This window comes from Roseivivax isoporae LMG 25204 (genome assembly GCF_000521865.1).
Taxonomy (GTDB): Bacteria; Pseudomonadota; Alphaproteobacteria; order Rhodobacterales; family Rhodobacteraceae; genus Roseivivax; species Roseivivax isoporae.
Window position 1 is genome coordinate 64,667 of sequence record NZ_JAME01000019.1, and the last position, 18,200, is coordinate 82,866.

Sequence of the window (18,200 nt, forward strand, 5' to 3'; positions counted from 1 at the left end):
GATCGTGCAGGCGTCAGCCTGACCGTCAGCCGTTATGCGTGCCGCCCCCCATGCCGCCGGCATGATGAGCGGAGTAGAACCCGTTCGGCCCGCTGTCCGCGGGCGTCTGGTCGGCGGCGGCCTCGACATCGACGCGCGGCAGGCCGCGGCGCGACCCCTGCTGCGGCATCTCGAGCGGCCCGAGCGTGTGCAGGTAGGCGTCCGTGCCGGACGACCGGTCGTAAACCGGGAAATCGTTCGACCGGTCGCGGAAGCTCTTCAGCACCTGGCCGAGGCCCTTCATGCCCGTCTCGCGCTGGCGGCGCACCACGGCGAGGTCGACCTCGATGGGGAACATGTCCTCCTGCCCCGCCGACTGGTGCAGCACCGTGGAGGAGGGGTCGACCACGCAGGACTTGCCCACACCGCCCGCGCCGAGCCCGTTCACGTCGAAGACGTAGCACTGGAACTGCGCCGCGGTGGCCCGCGCGATGGCAAGCTCCGCGTCGCGGTCGGTGGTGCCGGTCAGGACCGGGTGCAGCAGCACCTCGGCGCCCATGGCGGTCAGCTGGCGCGTGGTTTCCGGGAACCAGATGTCGTAGCAGATCGACAGGCCGAAGCGGCCCACCTCGGGCACGTCGAACACGCAGAAATCGGTACCCGCGGTCACGCCCTGCTCGTAGGGCCGGAACGGGAACATCTTGGAGTAGCGCGCGACGACCTCGCCTTCGGGATCGATGACGATCGCGGTGTTGCGCACGAGCCCGGTCTCGTCCTTCAGGAACATCGACCCCGGCACCAGCCACACCCGGTTGCGGCGCGCGGCCTCGCGGAACCGCTCGATCGTCTCGTTCTCGGGTGGCAGCGCGAACTTGTCGAGCGGCCCGAAGGGAGCGAGCTCCGAGAACAGGACCATCTGGGTCCACGGGAACCGCGCTAGGCACACGTCCAGCCGGTGGATCATGCCGTCCACGTTGGACTGCAACGGGTTCACGTATTGCTGGATGCCAGCGATTGCGAATGGGGTCATGCGAAGAGATCTCCTGAACCGATGCCGCGCGGGAGGGAGAGGCCCCGCGAGCTTCGTTCGATTCGCATCTCTTACGCCCTAACGACCAGGACCGAAACAGGCGATCTGCGCACCACCTTGTCGGCATTCGAGCCGAGCAGGAAGTCCCGCGTCCGGTCCGGGTCGTGGCTCGCCATCACGATCAGGTCGGCCGCATGCGCCGCCGCCGCCTCGATGATCCGGTCGTAGACCCGGCCGAGCGCCACGTGCTGCTCGTGGGGTATCTCGGCGGGCAGTTCCGCCCGCGCGAGAATGTCGAGCTTGCCCTTGGCCGATTGCAGGGCGCGCTCCTCGTAGCGCTCGGGGAAGAAGCCCTCGACCAGCGGCATCCCCATGTCTGGGACGACCGCGAGGAGGTGCAGCGTCCCGCCCGAAAAACGGGCGAGTTCCACCGCCTGCGGCAGCGCCGCCTTCCACGACGCGTCCGCGGTCAGGTCGACGGGAACGAGGATGTTTCTGTACATGTCCCCGTCCCCTATGCCGCGGCCTTGCGCGTCCGCGTCGCGGCCGACGCCCGGCCGCGCTGCATCCACACCACGAGCGCGAGCAACAGGAGCGCCGGGATGAACATCAGGTATTTCGACGGCTGCGGCAGCGGCTGCAGCACGCGCAGCACCTCCTGGTCCCAGTCGAGGCCCGCCTCCTGTGCCGTGCTGTCGAAGGCCACGTCGTCGATGATGAGGCTCTCGCCGTCCTGGCGGAAGATGATACCCGCCGCCTCGAGACGTTCGGCGCCGGTCTCGCCCTCGGGCAGCGCCAGGAGCGCGGTGAACTCGAGCGGCTCGCCGATCTCGTTCACGCCGGCGATGCGCAGGCGCAGCCGTTCGCCCGGCGGCGTGGTCTCGGCCGCCTCCTCGATCTGCGCGGGCGGCACGGCCTCGTAGGGCGGATAGACCATGTCCATCCAGAACCCCGGCCGGAACAGCGTGAACGCGATGAGCAGCAGCGCCAGCGTCTCGTGGATGCGGTTCTTGGCAAGGAACCAGCCCTGCGTCGCCGCGGCGAAGAGCAGCATCGCGATCGTCGCGATGACGAAGACGAATATCCCTTGTATCCAGCCCACGTCGATCAGCAGGAGCTGCGTGTTGAAGATGAAGAGGAACGGCAGCGCCGCAGTGCGCAGCGAGTAGAAGAACGCCACCGCGCCGGTCTTGATCGGGTCGCCGCCGGACACCGCTGCCGCCGCGAACGACGCGAGGCCCACGGGCGGCGTCACGTCCGCCATGATCCCGAAGTAGAACACGAAGAGGTGCACCGCGATCAGCGGAACGATCAGCCCGTTCTGCTCGCCGAGCGTGACGATCACCGGCGCCAGCAGCGCAGAGACGACGATGTAGTTTGCCGTCGTCGGCAGGCCCATCCCGAGGATCAGCGACAGGATCGCGGTCAGGAACAGGATGGCCAGGATGTTGCCGCCCGACAGGACCTCGACCACGTCGGCGAGCGCCGAGCCCACCCCGGTCTGGCTGACCGCGCCCACGATGATGCCCGCGGTCGCCGTGGCGATGCCGATGCCGATCATGTTGCGCGCACCGGTCACGAGCCCGTCGACCAGGTCGATCACGCCGCGGCGCGCCGCCTCGCCGTAGCGGCTCTGGTTGCGGAACATCGCCATGAGCGGCCGCTGCGTCAGCACGATGAAGATCATGTAGGCCGCGGCGTAGAACGCCGAGAGCCCCGGGCTCAGCCGGTCGACCATCAGCGCCCAGACCAGCACCACGACGGGCAGGATGTAGTGCAGGCCCGACCGGATCGTCGGCCCGGGCAGCGGCAGCGTCTGGACGCCCTCGCCCTCCTTGTCGAGGGTCGGGATCTCCTCCTTCGAGGCGATGTAGACGAGGCCCACATAGACCGCGGTCAGCAGAGCGAAGAGGATCCATCCCGCGGTGTCCGGGAACACCGTGCGGATCCAGCCCATGCCGTAGTAGACGGCGAAGGACAGCGCGCAGATCGCGGCGATGATGAAGGCCATGCCGATCAGGCGCTGGACGATGGGCTTCGGCGTGTAGGCGCGCGGCAGCCCTTCCATGCCCTGCTTCATCGCCTCGAGGTGCACGATGTAGACGAGCGCGATGTACGAGATCACCGCCGGCAGGAAGGCGTGCTTGACCACGTCGAAATAGGGAATGCCCACGTATTCGACCATGAGGAAGGCCGCGGCGCCCATGACGGGCGGCATGATCTGCCCGTTCACCGAGGATGCGACCTCGACCGCGCCGGCCTTTTCCGAGGTGAAGCCCACCTTCTTCATGAGCGGGATGGTGAAGGTGCCGGTGGTCACCACGTTGGCGATGGACGAGCCCGAGATGAGGCCGGTCATCGCCGAGGAGACGACCGCAGCCTTCGCGGGGCCACCCCGCATGTGGCCCATCAGGCTGAACGCCACCTGGATGAAGTAGTTGCCCGCGCCGGCCTTGTCGAGGAGCGACCCGAACAGCACGAACAGGAACACGAAGGACGTGGACACGCCGAGCGCGATGCCGAACACGCCCTGCGTCGTGATCCACTGGTGGTTCATCACCACGCCCAGCGATTTCGACGAATGCGCGATGAGCTGCGGCATGTAGGGGCCGAGGAAGGTGTAGGCGAGGAACACCGTCGCCACGATCATCAGCGCCGGGCCGAGCGAGCGGCGCGTGGCCTCGAGCAGCAGCAGGAGCCCGATGACGCCCACCACGAGGTCCTGCGTGATCGGCGCGCCGACCCGGTTGGCGATGCCGTCATAGGCGAAATAGATGTAGAGCGCGGAGGACGCGCCGATGAGCGCGAGCGCCCATTCCCAGGGCGGCACGCGGTCGCGCGGCGACCCGAGCACGACGCAGACGATGACCGCCGCGCCGATCAGCAGGGACCACCAGGCAGAGCCTCCCGACCCGACCCAGAAGAGGATCGACAGGAACAGCGGCACCACGATCCCGAGGCCCATCTGGAACGGCGTGCGCGCGGCCGGGAACGCCATGAACGCGAGGAACATGGCAAAGCCCAGGTGGAAGGCGCGGGCCTCGGTCGCGCCGAAGACGCCGAAACCCAGCATGTAGGGGATGGGCGAGGCGATCCAGAGCTGGAACAGCGACCAGGCCAGCGCGACCACCGTGATCAGGATGCCGACCGAACCAGCGGGCGAGCGTCCACCTGCATCCGTGGATGCGACGAGTTCGTCGAGCTCCTCCTGGCTGAGCGCCTTGCCGGCGCCCCGGTTGGGATCCTGGCTCATGTTCGTCGCTCCCTGTCGTCCCGCTGCGTGCCGTTGCTTGTCAGGCGATTTCAACAGCCTGCACGACACCATTATTGTTATCTACAAAAAACGCGTTTTTGCGGAGCCCCATCGCGCGATGGGGCTCCGTCCGGCGCGGGAACGATCAGGAACCGCCGTCCATCCAGCCCTTTTCCTGGTAGTACTTCTCGGCACCCGGGTGCAGCGGCGCGGAAAGGCCCGCCGACACCATCTCTTCCTCGTTGAGGTTCTCGAAGGCCGGGTGCAGGCGCTTGAAGCGGTCGAAGTTGTCGAACACTTCCTTGACCACCGTGTACACGGTGTCCTCCGGCACGTCGGCCGAGGTCACGAAGGTGGCGCGCACGCCGAAGGTCTCGGTGTCCTCCTCGATGCCCTCGTAGAGCGATGCGGGGATGGTCGCCTCGGCGTAGAAGCTGTTGTCGGCGATCAGCTGGTCGATGTAGTCGCCGCTCACGTCGACGAAGACCGCGTCACAGCTCGAGAACGCTTCCTGGATCGACCCGTTCGGGTGGCCGACCTGGTAGACGAAGGCGTCGATGTTGTTGTCGCAGAGCGCCTGCGCCTGCTCGGTGGCCTGCAGCTCGGAGGCGAGCGAGAAGTCGTCGGTGGTCATGCCGGCGGCCTGCATCACCACGTCCATGGTGGCGCGCTGGCCCGAGCCCGGGTTGCCGATGTTGACCCGCTTGCCCTTCAGGTCCTCGAAGGTCTCGATGCCGGAATCGGCGCGTGCGACCACGGTGAACGGCTCGGGGTGGACCGAGAACACCGCGCGCAGGTTCTCGAACGGTGCGTCGAAAGACCCTTCGCCGTTGTAGCCGTAGTACTGCTGGTCGGACTGTGCGACGCCCATGGTCTGGTCGCCGGCCTTGATCGCGTTGATGTTCGCGACCGATCCGCCGGTCGACGGCGCGGTGCACTGCAGGTTGTGCTCGGAGGTGCCGCGGTTGACCAGCCGGCAGATCGACTGGCCCACGACGTAGTAGACGCCTGTCTGCCCGCCCGTGCCGATGGTGATGAACTCCTGCGCCGACGCGGCCGAGCCGGTCATCAGCGCCGCAACGGCGGCGAGTTTGGTGAAATGCGTCATGTGATGGCTTTCTCCCGGTTATCGTTGTGTCTTTCCGAACCGGCGGACGGGTCCGCCGGCGGAGAACTGGAGCGACGGGCCGCGTGCGGCCCCGCAAGGGAGCGACTTAGTCGGCCGCGTCCGCGCGGCCACACGAAGGCCTTGTCTGCCCAGCATTTATCGTCGGACCCGCAACATCGGACCCGGTGGTTCGTTAACGTTAGTCGGTGAATTTCGCGTGATCAAGCGCCAGTGCCTCGGCGGTGGCACGGGGCTCAGCGCAGCGCGCCGACCGCCCATTCGGCGAACGCCACGAGGAGCTGCGCCGACGCCGCGTCGAAGGCGGCGACGATGGTGCGCGTCTCGGTGTCCGCGGCGCGCGCCGTCGCCTCGAACGTCCGGCTCGACAGGATCGCGACGTCGCTCTCGCGCACCGCCTGCACGCTGAGCTGCAGGCGCACGGTCGCCCCCGGCCCGTCCGCGTCCGCCTCGGCCTGGAAATCGATGACGTCGGCGACCACCGCGACGTCCCCCGAGATGCCCAGGGGGTCGCGTCCCACGTAGGCGAAGGCCTCGGTCTCCTGCAGCGTGCGCAGCATCAGCGACTGCACCAGCACCGGCACCTCCTCGCCCCAGCGGGCGTCGGGCAGGTACTGCGCCGCGAGCGGATCGGGCTTGACCATGATCCGGTCGGTGTCGAGCGCGCCGGTGGTGGTCGGCAGCACCACCGTCACCTCGAGCGACCGCCGCGGGCCGGTCGGCACCGCCTCGGGCGCGCGCAGCTCGTAGACGTCGAGGACCGCGGTCGCCTCGCCCAGCGCCGACAGGGCGGAGCAGCCGGGGCCGAGGAGAAGCGCAAGGATCGGCAGGAGGAACGCGGGGCGCATGGGCGGTCTCATCGTCTGAAGGCGGGGGCGTCGGTGCCGAGGAAGAACCGCGCGGGATCGCGCGAGAGCTGCTCGGTCAGCCGGTCGAGGTTGCGGATCAGCGTGCGGGTCTCGCTGGCGAGCGCGGTGTATTGGGGCAATCCCTCGCCCGCGAAGTCTGCGATGGGCCGGCCGCTCTCGGCCACGAGGCGCTGCACCTCGGCGAAGGTCTCCTGCGCCGAACGTGCCGCCGCGCGCAGGTCGGCGGTGACCGCCGGGATGTCGCCCGAGACCTGCGCCACCGCACCGTCGAGCGTCGCGATGGCCCGGCGCAGGTCGGTGGTGATGGTCGCCACGTCCTCGTTGATCACCCGGTCGGCACCGGCAAAGGCGCTCTCGGCCGCCTCGAGCGTGCGCTCGCCGGTCTCGAGCGCGCGGTTGACGGCGAGAAGCGTCGCGTTCGCGTTCGAGAAGGTCAGCGTCGCCGTGCCGATCGCCGCGCGCGCCTCGTCGGTCAGGCCCGACACCTGCGACGAGGCATCGGAGAGGTTCGCGCCCACCTCCTCGATCACCCGCGCGGCGGTTGCGGTGGCCGCGCGCACGTCCGCGACCACCACCGGCAGGTCGGTCTCGGCGGTCTCGGCGATGGCGCGGATCGCCACCGTCGCCTCGGCGATCGCGGTGCGGGCCTCGGCCACCAGCGCCGCGCCGTCCCCGGTCAGAAGCGCCGTGAACTCGCCCGCGGCGGCGTCGATGCTGCCCGTGGCCTCGGTCAGGCGGACGACCAGAGTCTGCAGCTCGGCGATGACGGGCTGCGCCTCGGTCAGTCGCTCGGTCGCGGCGCCGCCCGTGGCCTCGAACGTGGCGATCAGCTCGCGCGCGTCGCCGGTGAGCGCGGCCAGCTGGGTGCGCAGGTCGCCCACCGCGCCCTCGACCGCGGTCGCGAGCGCCGGCAGCTCCGTCGAGAGCAGCCCGTCGGCGCGGTTCAGCGCGCCCGTCGCCGCGGCCACCGTGCCGCGCCCCTCGGAGAGGAGCGTCCGCCCCTCCTCGGTCAGGCCCTCGAACGACGCGATGGCGCCGTTGGCGAGGTCGAGCGCCGCGCGCGCCTCGGCCACGAGCGCCGTTCCGTCGCCCATCATCAGCAGGTCGAAATCGACCGCCGCCTGCTCGATCTCGGCCGTGGCGCGGTCGAGGTCGGCGACCAGCGCCAGCGTGTTGTCGATGAGCGGCTCGGCCTCCTCGAACCGCGCGGTGGCCGCGCGCCCCGCCGCGTCGAAGGTCACGAGCACGTCCTCCGCTTGCCGCGAGAGGCCCAGCAGCTCGCGCCGGATGTCCGAGATCGCGCCCTGAAGCTCGACGGTCAGCGCCGGCAGGTCGTTCGACAGGTACCCGCCCGCATCCTCGACCGTGCCGGTCGCGGCCTCGAGCGTCACCTGCCCCCGTTCGAGCAGCGTCTGCGCCTCGCGCGCCGCGCCGCCGATGTTCACGAGCGTCTGGTCGGCGGTGGCGAGCACCGTCGACAGCTCGCCGGTCAGCGCCTCGAGCGTCGCGTTGAAGCGGTCGATCTGCGCGGCAAAGCCCGATATCTCGGAGGTCACGTCCGAGAAGTCGCTCAGCACGTCGGCAAAATCGCCGGACGCGCCCTCGACGTTGACGAGGATGGTCTCGATCCGTCCGCGGTTCTCGGGGCTGATCAGGGCGTTGAGCTCGCGCACCGTCACGAGCGTCTCGCGCAGAAGCTCGGGCGCGTCCTCGGACAGCGACTGCAGCACCGACCGGCCCGCCGGAATGCGCGGGATGTCGTCTTGGGACGCCTCGGTCAGCAGCGGCGAAGCGGGTTCCCCGGCCGAGATGCCCACATAGGCGACCCCGGTCACCCCCTGGCTCTCGACCGTGGCCTCGGACGTGGTGCGCACCGGCGTCTCGGCGTCGACCTCGAGCCGCACCAGCACCGTGCCGTCACGGTCGGGCGCCAGCCGCACGTCCACCACCTGCCCCACCGGCAGCCCGGCAAAGCGCACGTCGGAGGCGTTCGACAGCCCCGACACGCTGTCGAAGCGCACGTCGTAATAGGCGAACTGCCGGTCGATCTGCACGTTCGCGAACCACAGGAAGAACCCGAGCAGGCCCAGCAGGCCCGCCAGCGTGAACGCCCCGATCAGCACGTAGTTGGCGCGCGTTTCCATGCCTCACTCCTTCCCGGCCGTGGCCAGCGCGGCCCGCGCGCGGGGACCGTGAAAGTAGTCGTGCACCCACGGATGGTCCACGTCGAGCATCTCCTGCATGGTTCCGGTCACCAGCACGCGCCGTTCGGCCAGCACCGCGACCCGGTCGCAGACCGCGTGCAGCGTGTCCAGATCGTGCGTCACGAGGAACACCGTCAACCCCATGGCGCGGCTCAGCCGGTGGATCAGCCGGTCGAAGGCCGACGCGCCGATCGGGTCGAGCCCCGCCGTCGGCTCGTCGAGAAAGACGATCTCGGGATCGCGTGCCAGCGCCCGGGCGAGGCCCGCGCGCTTGCGCATGCCCCCGGACAGTTCCGACGGATACTTGTCGCCCGCGAGGTAAGGCAACCCCGCGAGCGAGATCTTGAGATCGGCGAGCGCGGCGCGCGTCGCGGGATCGAGCCCCGGGACCGCCCGCATCGGCACCTCGACGTTCTCGCGCACCGTCAGCGACGAGAACAACGCGCCGTCCTGGAACATCACGCCGATGCGGCTTTCGAGCATGGCGCGCTCGGCCTCGGTCGCCTGCTGCACGTCGGTGCCCAGCATCTCGATCTGCCCCGCCGCGGGACGCATCAGGCCGACGATCTCGCGCAGGAGCACCGACTTGCCCGTGCCCGATCCGCCGACGATGCCGAGGATCTCGCCCCGGCGCACGTCGAGGTCGAGCCCGTCATGGACCACCTGCGGGCCGAAGCGCGTGACGAGGCCGCGCACCCGGATGACGATCTCGGCATCGGCATTGCGCATGGCTCAGATCCCCACCTGCGCGAAGAAGACCGAGAACACCGCGTCCGCCACGATGACGGCGAAGATCGCCGCCACCACCGCGGACGAGGTCTGCCGCCCGAGCGATTCGGCGTTCGAGCCGACCTTCATGCCCGCGTGGCAGCCCACCACGCCGATGATGACGGCGAAGGCCGGCGCCTTGACCAGGCCCACCATAACGTTCTCGACGTCGGTGCCGTCGACGAGGCGCGTCAGGAACATCCCCGGCGAGATGTCGAGCGTGAGCCACGCCATCAGCCCGCCGCCGAACAGCCCCGCCACGTTGGCGATGAGGCCGAGGATCGGCAGCATCAGCAGCAGCGCCAGGATCCGCGGCACGAACAGCATCGCCGCAGGGTCGAGCCCGAGCGTGCGCATCGCGTCGATCTCCTCGCGCATCTTCATGGACCCGATGGCGGCGGTGAAGGCCGACGCGGTCCGTCCCGCCACGATGATCGAGGTCAGCAGGATGCCGAGCTCGCGCAGGATGGAGATGGCGATGAGGTCGACCACGAACACCTCGGCACCGAACTGGCGCAGCTGCACCGCCCCCTGGAACGCCAGCACCACGCCGATGAGGAAGGCCATCAGCGCGACGATCGGCACGGCACGGAACCCCACCTCCTCGCAATGATGCACGAGCGCGGTCAGGCGGAACTCGCGCGGATGCACCAGGCTCCGCCCGAGCCGCGCGAGGAACAACCCGAAGATGCCCAGCATCTCGGCCCCCGTATGGCCCGCGCCCGCCACCCGCCGGCCGAGGGCGTCGAGCCGGTCTGGCAGGCTCCGCCGCGGGCGGGGCTCGCTCTCGGCGCGGGGCAGCGCGGCCTCGACCGCGACAAGCAGGCTCTCTACCTCGGGCGCCGCGTGCTCGATCCGCAGCGCGTGCCCCTCGGCCGCGAGCCGCGCGCGCAGCGTGACGATGGCCCAGGCGCCCGCCGTGTCGAGCCGCAACAGCCGCGACAGGTCGAGCGTCACCGGCCGGTCGGCCGCGACCGCGCGCAGCCGCGCGCCGGCCCCCGCCATCTCGGCGAGCGTCAGGCGGCCGCGGATCCTCAGGATCAGCGCGGGCTCGGTCGCTACGGTGTCGATTTCTGCGGCGGCGTCGGTCATCACCGCCCCACCAAGCGCAAGCCGGGCCGGAAAGGCAAGCGGCCCCCGCCGCGGGGGCTGCGCGCCGCATTGCTTTTGCCACAGCCCCGGGCGGGCGGTGGCCTGTCAGCCGCGCCAGAACCGCACGGTGAAGATGACCAGCACCGCCATCAGCTCGAGCCGGCCGAGCAGCATGGCGAAGATCAGGATCCACTTCGCCGCGTCGTTGATGTTCTGGAAATTGCCCGCCGGCCCGATCTCGTCCCCGAGACCCGGACCGATATTGCCGAGCGCCGTCGCCGCACCCGACAGCGCGGTGATGAAGTCGAGCCCGGTCATGCCCAGCGCCACCGACACGATGCCCAGCACCACGAGGAAGAACATGAAGAACGACATGACCGAGGCGAGCACGTCGTCGCCCACCGGCCGGCCATCGTAGCGCGGGGTGAAGATGCCGTGCGGCGCGCGGATCTTGCGCAGCTGCGTGCGTACCGAGGCGAACAGCAGCTGGTAGCGGAACACCTTGACCGAACACGCGGTCGACCCCGCGCAGCCGCCGATCAGCCCGATGAAGAAGAAGAGCGCGATGAGGAACGGCCCCCATCCCATGTAGTCGACGCTGGCATAGCCCGTGCCCGAGATGATCGAGACGATGTTGAAGAGCGACTCGCGCACCGCCTGCTCGGGGTGGTGCGGAAAGAGCCGCAGCAGCACCGTCACCGTCACCGCGACCAGCGCCGCGATGATGAGGAGGAAGGTGCGCACCTGGCTGTCGCGCAGGATCGCCAGCGAATTGCCGTTGATGAGCTGCACGTAGCGCACGAAGGGCAGCGCCGCGAGGATCATGAAGACCGAGGCCACGTATTCCGCCGGCCCCTGGTAGGCGCCGAACGAGGCGTCGGTATTGGCGAATCCCCCCGTCGACACGGTGGTGAGCGCGTGCACCGAGGCGTCGAACGCGTTCATGCCGGTGCCGATGTAGCACAGCGCGCAGGCAAGCGTCAGCGACACGTAGATGGTCGAGATCTGCGCCGAGATCTGCGTGGCGCGCGGCAGGATCTTCCCCATCGTGTCGAAGGCCTCGGTGCGGAAGATCTGCATGCCGCCGACCCGGAGCTCGGGCAGGAAGACCATGGCGACCACGATGATGCCGATGCCCCCCAGCCATTGCAGCAGCCCCCGCCAGAGAAGGATGCCCTTGGGCAACGCCTCGAGGCCGGTGAACACCGTGGAGCCGGTCGTGGTCATGCCCGACATCGCCTCGAAATAGGCATCCACGAACCGCGCCTCGGTCGCCCCGAAGACGAAGGGGATCGCGCCGAAGAAGGGCAGCACCACCCAGACCAGGGTGGTCAGCAGGAAGGTCTGCTGCAGCGACAGTCGCTCGCGCACCGCGTTCGCCGAGGCGATCGACATCAGCGTGCCCGCCAGCACCGTGATCATCGACGCCTCGAGGAACACGGCCCACTCGCCGCGCCCCTCCGCGATGTCCACGAGCATCGGCAGGAGCATGGTCAGGCCGAGGCACGTGACGAGGATGCCGATGACATAGGCGACGGGACGCAGGTCGAACATGCGCGCGAGCGTTGGCGCGGCCCGTGCGGGCTGTCAAGCGCGCCCTGCGGGCACCCGGCCTCCCGGGTCCGCCGCCCGATGCGACGCCGCCGCACGAGGCGCGACCGCCGCCCGGCGCGCGATGCGGGACGGCGGCGCGGCGCCCCCGTGTCACGCCTGCCGCGGCGGCGCGCGAAATCCGGGAAAATTTCCTCTTGCAGCCCCCCGCCCGAGACTTTACATCGCCGTCACCCAAGGAACGCGGGCGTAGCTCAGGGGTAGAGCATTACCTTGCCAAGGTAAGGGTCGTGAGTTCGAATCTCATCGCCCGCTCCATTGGGACAGATCGCCGGGCCCAGGCCCGGAACGGAGCGCGGGCGTAGCTCAGGGGTAGAGCATTACCTTGCCAAGGTAAGGGTCGTGAGTTCGAATCTCATCGCCCGCTCCAATCCGGCCTCGGGCCGGATGTCCGGTCACCTTCCTCATCCGAACGCCACCGACAGCCGCAGGTCGAGCGCGTCCGCCTTGGCGCGCTGGTAGGGTGTCGCACGGGCGCGCGCGCCGCGCAGCCGCTCGATCACCAGCCGCGCGCGCAGGCAGAACCGCAGGACGTCCCGGTCGACCTCGCCGCCATATCCCTCGAGGAAGGCGGCGAGATGCGCCGCCGCGATGCCCTCGGGCGCGATCTCGGCGCGGTCGGCCGGGCAGAGCGCGTCGAGTTTCAGGAAATCCGCCATGTCGTAGACGGCGAGCTTGCGCGTCGCCTCCGTCAGGTCGAGCGCCACCGTCCGCCCGGGGCAGATCATCAGGTTCCCGCCGTGGAAATCGCCGTGCGCCACGACCTTGGCCGCGGGCCGCCGGACCAGTTCCCGCGCGGTGCGGGCCAGCGCGCCGACCGCGCCCGCGCAGGAGGGCGGCAGGTCCGTGCCCGTGCACAGCGCGTCGATCTCGCGCAGCATCCAGCGCGGCCAGAACGGCACCTTCTCGGCCGGCGCCGAGCCGTGCAGCACCGAGAGCCACCGTCCCGCCCGGCGGAAGATGTCGGCGCGCACCGCCGCGGGCGCGCCGCGCCGCAGGATCTCGCGCGCGGGCTCTCCCGGCACGAGCCGGGTCACCAGCGCCGTGCCGTCTGGCGACAGCATCTCGGGCACCGCCACGCCCAGTGCCGCGTGGTCCGCGAACTCCTGCGCCAGCCGGTCGAGCGCCGCCGCCTCGGCCGCGAGGCGCCCCGCGCCCGTCCCGCCCGGGGCGAGGTCGAGCTTCAGCGCGTAGGCTGCGCCGTCCGCGTAGCGCAGGGCAAAGACCGCGCGCGTGTCAGGAAAGTCCGGCGGATGCGCCAGCGGCTCGAGGACGACCGGCACGCCCGGCCGGAACAGCGCGGCCCGCTCCGCGGCGGCGCGCGTGAGGACATCGGGCATGGACACAGGGCGGGACCTCCGGGCCGCAACGCGCAGGTCCGCAGGGAAGCAGCCCCGCGCCGCGGCATCAAGCCATCGCCTGCCGACCGTACACGAAAAAGGGGGCGCCCCCCGGACCACGGCGGCGCCCCCGGCACCCGCCCCGCCATCGCGGGACGGGCGAGTTCCTCCGGCCCGGTCAGGCCGGCATGTCGGCGCGGTCCCCGAGCGTCACGGTCACCGACTGCTCCTTGCCGCCGCGCAGGAAGGTGATGTCCACCTCCGCGCCCGGCCGCTCGATGGCGATGGCACGGGTCAGGTCGCGCGGGCCCTCCATCTCCTGGCCGTTGACCGACGTCACGATGTCACCCGGCTCGAGACCCGCGGCGCGCGCCGGCGTGTCCCTGGTCACGCGCTCGATCATCACGCCGCGCGGGGTCTCGAAGCCCAGCGCCTGCGCCACCTCGTCCGAGACCGGCTTGATCTGCACGCCGAGCCAGCCGCGCGTCACCTCGCCGTCATCGGCCAGGTCGGCCACGATGTCCGACGCGATCTCGGACGGGACCGAGAAGCCGATGCCGACCGAGCCGCCGGTGGGCGAGATGATCGCGGTGTTGATGCCCACGACCTCGCCCGCCTCGTTGAACAGCGGACCGCCGGAATTGCCGCGGTTGATCGCCGCGTCGGTCTGGATGAAGTCGTCGAAGGGCCCCGCGTTGATGTCGCGCCCCAGCGCCGAGACGATGCCGGTCGTGACCGTGTTGCCGAGCCCGAACGGGTTGCCGATGGCGATCACGTTCTGGCCCACGCGCAGCTCGGTCGAATCGCCGAAGGTCACGTGCGGCAGGTCCTCCGCGTCGACCTCGACCACCGCGAGATCCGTCGCCTCGTCGATGCCCTTGACCTCGCCGTCGAAGCTGCGGCCGTCCTCGAGCTTGACCGTCACCGTGTCCGCGCCGCTGACGACGTGGGCGTTGGTCACGATCTGCCCGTCGGCCGAGATCACGAAGCCGGTGCCGGCGCCCTGCATCGGGCCGCGCGGACCGCCGGGGCCGCCCGGCCCGGGCATCTGCCCGTGCGGCATCGGCATGCCGAAACGCTCCATGAACTCCTCCCACGGGAAGGCGCCCTGCGGTCCGCCCTCGGCCGAGACCGGCTGCGACTTCGTCACCTCGATGGTCACCACCGCCGGCGACAGCTGCGCCACGAGGTCGACATAGTCGCCGCCGGACCGCGTCGCCGCCGCCGCCGGCACAGTGGTGTCCCGGGCCGTCGCCGCCGCGTCGTCGTCCTGCGCCACGACCATGCCGCCGGTGGCCAGCGCCGCCATCATCGCCACGCCCGCGGCCGTGCGCCGCGCCGTCTTTGCCTGCATCTTCATTCCCGAACTCTCCATCTTCGTCCCGGCCCCGCGTCCGGTCGCCGCCCGTCGGGCGGCGGGTCCCGGCCGGGGGCCCTGAAAGCCGCGCAACGGGTCGTCCCGCCGCACGAGGCCAAGATGGACCCGCCGCATTGCAGGACACCCGCCGCCGCGATTACAAATCCGCAATGTGGGCCGCGGGCGGCGGGCCCGGCGCCCCCCGCCCCTTGCAATTCCGCGTGTCCTTCCCTTGGTGGATCGCAGGGGCGGACCAGCGCCCGAGCCGCAAGGAGCCACGCCTTCGCCCATGAGACTGCTCGTCGTCGAGGATGACCGCACCACCGCCGACTTCATCGTGCGCGGCCTGACCGAGGAAGGCCACGCCGTCGACCGGCTGGCCTCGGGGCGCGACGCGCTCGCCGAGGCGACGCGCACCTCCTACGACGTGCTGGTGGTCGACCGCATGCTGCCCGACCTCGACGGGCTCTCGCTGGTCAAGGCGCTGCGCGCCGCGCGGGTGGCGACGCCGGTCCTGTTCCTGACCGCCATGGGCGGCATCGACGAGCGCATCGAGGGCCTGCGCGCGGGCGGCGACGACTACCTGACGAAACCCTTCGCCTTCGGCGAGCTCTCGGCGCGCATCGCGGCCCTCGCCCGCCGCCTGCCGCTGTCGGAAGAAGCCGAAACCGTGCTGCGGGCAGGCGACCTCGAGATGGATCTCGTGCGCCGCCGCGTGACCCGCGCCGGGCAGGAGATCGACCTGCTGCCGCGCGAATTCGCGCTGCTCGAGCACCTCCTGCGCCGCAAGGGCCGCGTGCAGACCCGCACCATGCTGCTCGAGGCGGTCTGGAACATCCACTTCGATCCGCAGACCAACGTGGTCGAAACGCATGTCTCGCGCCTGCGCGCCAAGGTCGACCGCCCCTTCGACCGCGACCTGATCGTCACCGTGCGGGGCGCGGGCTACCGGATCGACGGCTGATGGCGCGCCGGCTGTTCCGCTCCACGCCCGTACGGCTCGCGCTGATGCTCGCGGCGCTCTTCACGGCGGTGAACCTCGTGACGCTGGGCGGCGCCTACCTCCAGCTGCGCGCCGCGGCGCAGGCGCAGATCCGCGAAAGCCTCGATGCGGGCATGGCGGGTTTCGACGTGACCGCCACTCCCGCCGCGCTCGCCACGCTCGTGCGCGCCCGCGCCCGCGCCGCCGACCCTGCCGACAGTATCTACGTGTTCCTCGGCGACGACGGCCGGCGCGCGGGCAACGCGGCCGCGGTCCTGAACGACGGCCGCCCTCGCCTGACCGCCCTGCCCGACGGCCGCCCCCTGTCGGACGAGGGCTACCTGCACGAGGTGCGCCGGCTGTCCTCGGGCGTGCTGATCCTCGCCGAGAGCCTCGCACCGCTCGCGGACCTGCGGCGCACCTTCCTCGCGCTCCTCGCGTTCTCGGTCGTGCCGACCGCGCTCCTGTCGCTGGGGCTCGGCACCCTCATCGCGCGCCGCTCGGCGCGGCGCGTCGCGCGCATCGAGGCGACGCTCGGCCGGCTCGAGGCGGGCGAGCTGTCGGCGCGCTACGACGGGCGGGACCATGCGGGCGACGACCTGTCGCGCATCGGCCAGCGGGTGAACCGCATGGCCGAGCAGCGCGAGGCCGCGACCGAGGCGCTGCGCCAGGTCTCGGCCGACATCGCGCACGACCTGCGCACGCCGCTGCAGCGCATCTCGGTCCTGCTGGCCGACCTGCGCGGGCATCTCGCGGAGGATACCGAGCCCGCGCGGATCGCCGAGGCCGCGGGCATCGAGGCCGACCGCGCCACGCAGGTCTTCCGCGCGCTGCTCGAGATCGCGCAGATCGAGGGCGGGGCGCCCGCAGCGCGGTTCGCGCCGGTCGACCTCGTCGCCGTCGCGCGGGAGATCGTCGAGCTCTACGAGCCCGCCGCCGACGATGCGGGCATCGTCCTCGAAACCGACCTGCCCGCCGCGCCGGTCATGGTGTCGGGCGCCCGCGACCTCGTGGGACAGGCGCTCGCGAACCTCATCGAGAACGCGCTCCGGCATGCGGGCGCCCGGGCGCGCGTCACGGTGGCCGTGGCCGCGGACGGCCCCTGCCTGGTCGTGCGCGACACCGGCCCCGGCATCCCCGAGGACGAGCGCGACCGCGTCCTGCGCCGGCTCTACCGGCTCGAACGCTCGCGCACGACGCCTGGCAACGGGCTCGGCCTCTCGCTGGTGGCGGCGATCGCGCAGGCCCACGGGGCGCAGCTCGTGCTGGGCGACGCGGGCCCCGGCCTCGTGGTCACCCTGCGCTTCCCGCCCGCCTGAGGCGCGGGCCTCAGTGCAGCGCGTCCGCCCCGTGCCGCAGGATCACCGGCACGATCAGCTCCTCCTCGTCGACGAGATGCCGGTCGAGCAGCGCGTCGAAGGACAGAAGCTCCTCGCGGAACGGGCCCGCCTCGCCGCCCTGCAGGACGCCGTTCGCCGACAGCGTGAACCGCTCCAGAAGCCCGTCCATCGCGTGGTGGTCGCGGTCGAGCAGGGTGAAGCCCCGCACCAGCTGCGGCTCCATGCCGCTCAGCGCCGGGAAGTAGTGATGGTCCTCGATCCGGTGATGGCCGTGCAGCTCGTTCACCAGGAGGTTGCCGTACTGCGCCAGCCGCGCCTTCTGCACCTCCGGGTCGAGCCGCCCGTCCATCGCGCCTTCCGCGTCCTCGCGCAACAGCGCGGTCAGCTTGCGGAACATAACGTGCCGCTCGAGCCAGAACTGCACCAGCCCGTTGAAGTTGGAATGTCCCTCCCAGCTGTCGCGCGGATACGCCTCGAGCAGCTGGCGCAGGGCGTCGGGCAGCCCCTCGCGGGCCCCGAGCGCCAGGTCGTCGTCGGTCATGTCGGTGTCTCCTTGCCCGCGCCAGATAGGGCGGGCGTCGCCTCTGTCAGTCCGGCACCCCGAACACTGCCGCCACGTCGTACATCACGGGCTCGAAGCCGCGGCACAGGGCGGCGAAGCGGCGGTTGTGGGCGCGCATCTCGTCCGAGCGCAGCATGGCGAGGAAATCCTCGCGCCGCCGCCATTGCGAGTAGTTGGCGATCCGCGTCTGCGCGTCGTTCACGTGCAGGCCCGCCGCCACGAAGCCCGGCTGCCGCGAGATGAAGCCGTCATAGGCCTCCTGCAGCGCGTCGAGCAGGTCCTGGCAGGTGCCGGGGCTCGTCTCGAAGGTGGTGAGAACGGTCTGCACGTCGCTGGGGTGGGTGATCCGGGGCATGCGCCTCTCCCTGTTCGCCGGGTTCCATCCCATCCTGACACGGGCGGGCCGGGCGGGCCAGCGGCGTTGCGGGCGGATTCGCCCCGCAGGTCGGGTATCCCGCACCTCGGCATCATGGCCGGCGCGTGCTACGGTCCTCGCATGCGGTCGTTTTTTTCCGCACGCCACGTTTGAAAGCAAGAATTCGAGGGACCCGTTTCATGATGACCAAGCGCACGTTCACGCTCCTCTGCGCCCTGCTGCTCTGCCTCCTGCCGATCGTCGGCGCCTCGGCCGACGACAGGATCCCCGGGCTGCCGGCCGCCACCGACCTCTCCGCCCGCTGAACCCCG

The 18,200-nt window shown here is 70.7% G+C and carries 16 protein-coding genes and 2 tRNA genes; 5 read left to right on the plus strand and 13 right to left on the minus strand.

Translation table 11 applies throughout. The features are described 5' to 3' along the window. Positions 1-25 precede the first annotated feature (25 nt). The 9 genes from RISW2_RS13210 to RISW2_RS13250 form a co-directional block, all read right to left on the minus strand. A complete protein-coding gene (locus RISW2_RS13210; protein WP_084615389.1) occupies positions 26-1,009 on the minus strand; it encodes a carbon-nitrogen hydrolase family protein in 984 nt (327 codons plus the stop codon). Between the two features lie 71 nt (positions 1,010-1,080). Next, positions 1,081-1,512 (minus strand): universal stress protein, encoded by a 432-nt coding sequence (locus tag RISW2_RS13215; RefSeq protein ID WP_043771978.1) that lies wholly within the window; start codon positions 1,510-1,512, stop codon positions 1,081-1,083. A gap of 11 nt (positions 1,513-1,523) precedes the next feature. Then, positions 1,524-4,262 (minus strand): TRAP transporter permease, encoded by a 2,739-nt coding sequence (locus tag RISW2_RS13220; protein WP_043771980.1) that lies wholly within the window; start codon positions 4,260-4,262, stop codon positions 1,524-1,526. Between the two features lie 145 nt (positions 4,263-4,407). Beyond that, complete coding sequence (locus tag RISW2_RS13225; protein WP_043771982.1) at positions 4,408-5,370, minus strand: TAXI family TRAP transporter solute-binding subunit; 963 nt, start codon at positions 5,368-5,370, stop codon at positions 4,408-4,410. A gap of 254 nt (positions 5,371-5,624) precedes the next feature. Then, positions 5,625-6,236, minus strand: coding sequence for an ABC-type transport auxiliary lipoprotein family protein (locus RISW2_RS13230; protein WP_043771984.1), 612 nt, complete (start codon positions 6,234-6,236; stop codon positions 5,625-5,627). 8 nt (positions 6,237-6,244) lie between these two features. Beyond that, complete coding sequence (locus RISW2_RS13235) at positions 6,245-8,401, minus strand: MlaD family protein (protein WP_051492023.1); 2,157 nt, start codon at positions 8,399-8,401, stop codon at positions 6,245-6,247. A 3-nt stretch (positions 8,402-8,404) separates the two neighbouring features. Beyond that, positions 8,405-9,190, minus strand: coding sequence for an ABC transporter ATP-binding protein (locus RISW2_RS13240; protein ID WP_043771987.1), 786 nt, complete (start codon positions 9,188-9,190; stop codon positions 8,405-8,407). 3 nt (positions 9,191-9,193) lie between these two features. Continuing rightward, complete coding sequence (locus tag RISW2_RS13245; protein ID WP_051492024.1) at positions 9,194-10,321, minus strand: MlaE family ABC transporter permease; 1,128 nt, start codon at positions 10,319-10,321, stop codon at positions 9,194-9,196. Positions 10,322-10,426: 105 nt separating this feature from the next. Then, the gene (locus RISW2_RS13250) at positions 10,427-11,875 is read right to left on the minus strand and encodes a TrkH family potassium uptake protein (protein WP_043771989.1); all 1,449 of its coding nucleotides are present in this window, start codon (positions 11,873-11,875) and stop codon (positions 10,427-10,429) included. A 240-nt stretch (positions 11,876-12,115) separates the two neighbouring features. Between RISW2_RS13250 and RISW2_RS13255 the strand changes: the two genes are divergently transcribed. Together RISW2_RS13255 and RISW2_RS13260 are read left to right on the plus strand one after the other, a co-directional pair. Continuing rightward, positions 12,116-12,190, plus strand: a tRNA-Gly gene (locus tag RISW2_RS13255). A 37-nt stretch (positions 12,191-12,227) separates the two neighbouring features. Continuing rightward, a tRNA-Gly gene (locus tag RISW2_RS13260) sits at positions 12,228-12,302 on the plus strand. A 34-nt stretch (positions 12,303-12,336) separates the two neighbouring features. On the opposite strand, the gene RISW2_RS13265 is transcribed toward RISW2_RS13260, so the two are convergent. Beyond that, complete coding sequence (locus RISW2_RS13265) at positions 12,337-13,272, minus strand: phosphotransferase (RefSeq protein WP_043771991.1); 936 nt, start codon at positions 13,270-13,272, stop codon at positions 12,337-12,339. Positions 13,273-13,450: 178 nt separating this feature from the next. Further along, entirely contained in the window at positions 13,451-14,632 is a 1,182-nt protein-coding gene (locus RISW2_RS13270) for a S1C family serine protease (protein ID WP_244437561.1), read from the minus strand. Positions 14,633-14,918: 286 nt separating this feature from the next. On the opposite strand from RISW2_RS13270, the gene RISW2_RS13275 reads away from it, so the two are divergent. Both RISW2_RS13275 and RISW2_RS13280 read left to right on the plus strand, forming a co-directional pair. Further along, on the plus strand, positions 14,919-15,593 hold the full coding sequence (locus RISW2_RS13275; protein WP_043771993.1) for a winged helix-turn-helix domain-containing protein: 675 nt from the start codon (positions 14,919-14,921) through the stop codon (positions 15,591-15,593). Next, a complete protein-coding gene (locus RISW2_RS13280; RefSeq protein ID WP_051492025.1) occupies positions 15,593-16,930 on the plus strand; it encodes a sensor histidine kinase in 1,338 nt (445 codons plus the stop codon). Before RISW2_RS13275 ends, RISW2_RS13280 begins: the two co-directional genes overlap by 1 nt. A gap of 10 nt (positions 16,931-16,940) precedes the next feature. Here the strand turns inward: RISW2_RS13280 and RISW2_RS13285 are convergent, their stop codons facing one another. Beyond that, entirely contained in the window at positions 16,941-17,492 is a 552-nt protein-coding gene (locus RISW2_RS13285) for a hemerythrin domain-containing protein (RefSeq protein ID WP_043771997.1), read from the minus strand. 46 nt (positions 17,493-17,538) lie between these two features. Next, positions 17,539-17,868, minus strand: coding sequence for an antibiotic biosynthesis monooxygenase family protein (locus RISW2_RS13290; RefSeq protein WP_043771999.1), 330 nt, complete (start codon positions 17,866-17,868; stop codon positions 17,539-17,541). A gap of 200 nt (positions 17,869-18,068) precedes the next feature. Here RISW2_RS13290 and RISW2_RS25820 point away from each other — a divergent pair, with 200 nt between their 5' ends. Beyond that, positions 18,069-18,194 (plus strand): hypothetical protein, encoded by a 126-nt coding sequence (locus RISW2_RS25820; protein ID WP_280113168.1) that lies wholly within the window; start codon positions 18,069-18,071, stop codon positions 18,192-18,194. The last annotated feature ends 6 nt before the right edge of the window (positions 18,195-18,200 follow it).

Coding starts and splice junctions, on each gene's coding strand:
- RISW2_RS13210 (WP_084615389.1), bottom strand. CDS start 1,009: ATGACCCCATTCGCAATCGCTGGCATCCAGCAATACGTGAACCCGTTG.
- RISW2_RS13215 (WP_043771978.1), bottom strand. CDS start 1,512: ATGTACAGAAACATCCTCGTTCCCGTCGACCTGACCGCGGACGCGTCG.
- RISW2_RS13220 (WP_043771980.1), bottom strand. CDS start 4,262: ATGAGCCAGGATCCCAACCGGGGCGCCGGCAAGGCGCTCAGCCAGGAG.
- RISW2_RS13225 (WP_043771982.1), bottom strand. CDS start 5,370: ATGACGCATTTCACCAAACTCGCCGCCGTTGCGGCGCTGATGACCGGC.
- RISW2_RS13230 (WP_043771984.1), bottom strand. CDS start 6,236: ATGCGCCCCGCGTTCCTCCTGCCGATCCTTGCGCTTCTCCTCGGCCCC.
- RISW2_RS13235 (WP_051492023.1), bottom strand. CDS start 8,401: ATGGAAACGCGCGCCAACTACGTGCTGATCGGGGCGTTCACGCTGGCG.
- RISW2_RS13240 (WP_043771987.1), bottom strand. CDS start 9,190: ATGCGCAATGCCGATGCCGAGATCGTCATCCGGGTGCGCGGCCTCGTC.
- RISW2_RS13245 (WP_051492024.1), bottom strand. CDS start 10,321: ATGACCGACGCCGCCGCAGAAATCGACACCGTAGCGACCGAGCCCGCG.
- RISW2_RS13250 (WP_043771989.1), bottom strand. CDS start 11,875: ATGTTCGACCTGCGTCCCGTCGCCTATGTCATCGGCATCCTCGTCACG.
- RISW2_RS13265 (WP_043771991.1), bottom strand. CDS start 13,272: ATGCCCGATGTCCTCACGCGCGCCGCCGCGGAGCGGGCCGCGCTGTTC.
- RISW2_RS13270 (WP_244437561.1), bottom strand. CDS start 14,632: ATGAAGATGCAGGCAAAGACGGCGCGGCGCACGGCCGCGGGCGTGGCG.
- RISW2_RS13275 (WP_043771993.1), top strand. CDS start 14,919: ATGAGACTGCTCGTCGTCGAGGATGACCGCACCACCGCCGACTTCATC.
- RISW2_RS13280 (WP_051492025.1), top strand. CDS start 15,593: ATGGCGCGCCGGCTGTTCCGCTCCACGCCCGTACGGCTCGCGCTGATG.
- RISW2_RS13285 (WP_043771997.1), bottom strand. CDS start 17,492: ATGACCGACGACGACCTGGCGCTCGGGGCCCGCGAGGGGCTGCCCGAC.
- RISW2_RS13290 (WP_043771999.1), bottom strand. CDS start 17,868: ATGCCCCGGATCACCCACCCCAGCGACGTGCAGACCGTTCTCACCACC.
- RISW2_RS25820 (WP_280113168.1), top strand. CDS start 18,069: ATGATGACCAAGCGCACGTTCACGCTCCTCTGCGCCCTGCTGCTCTGC.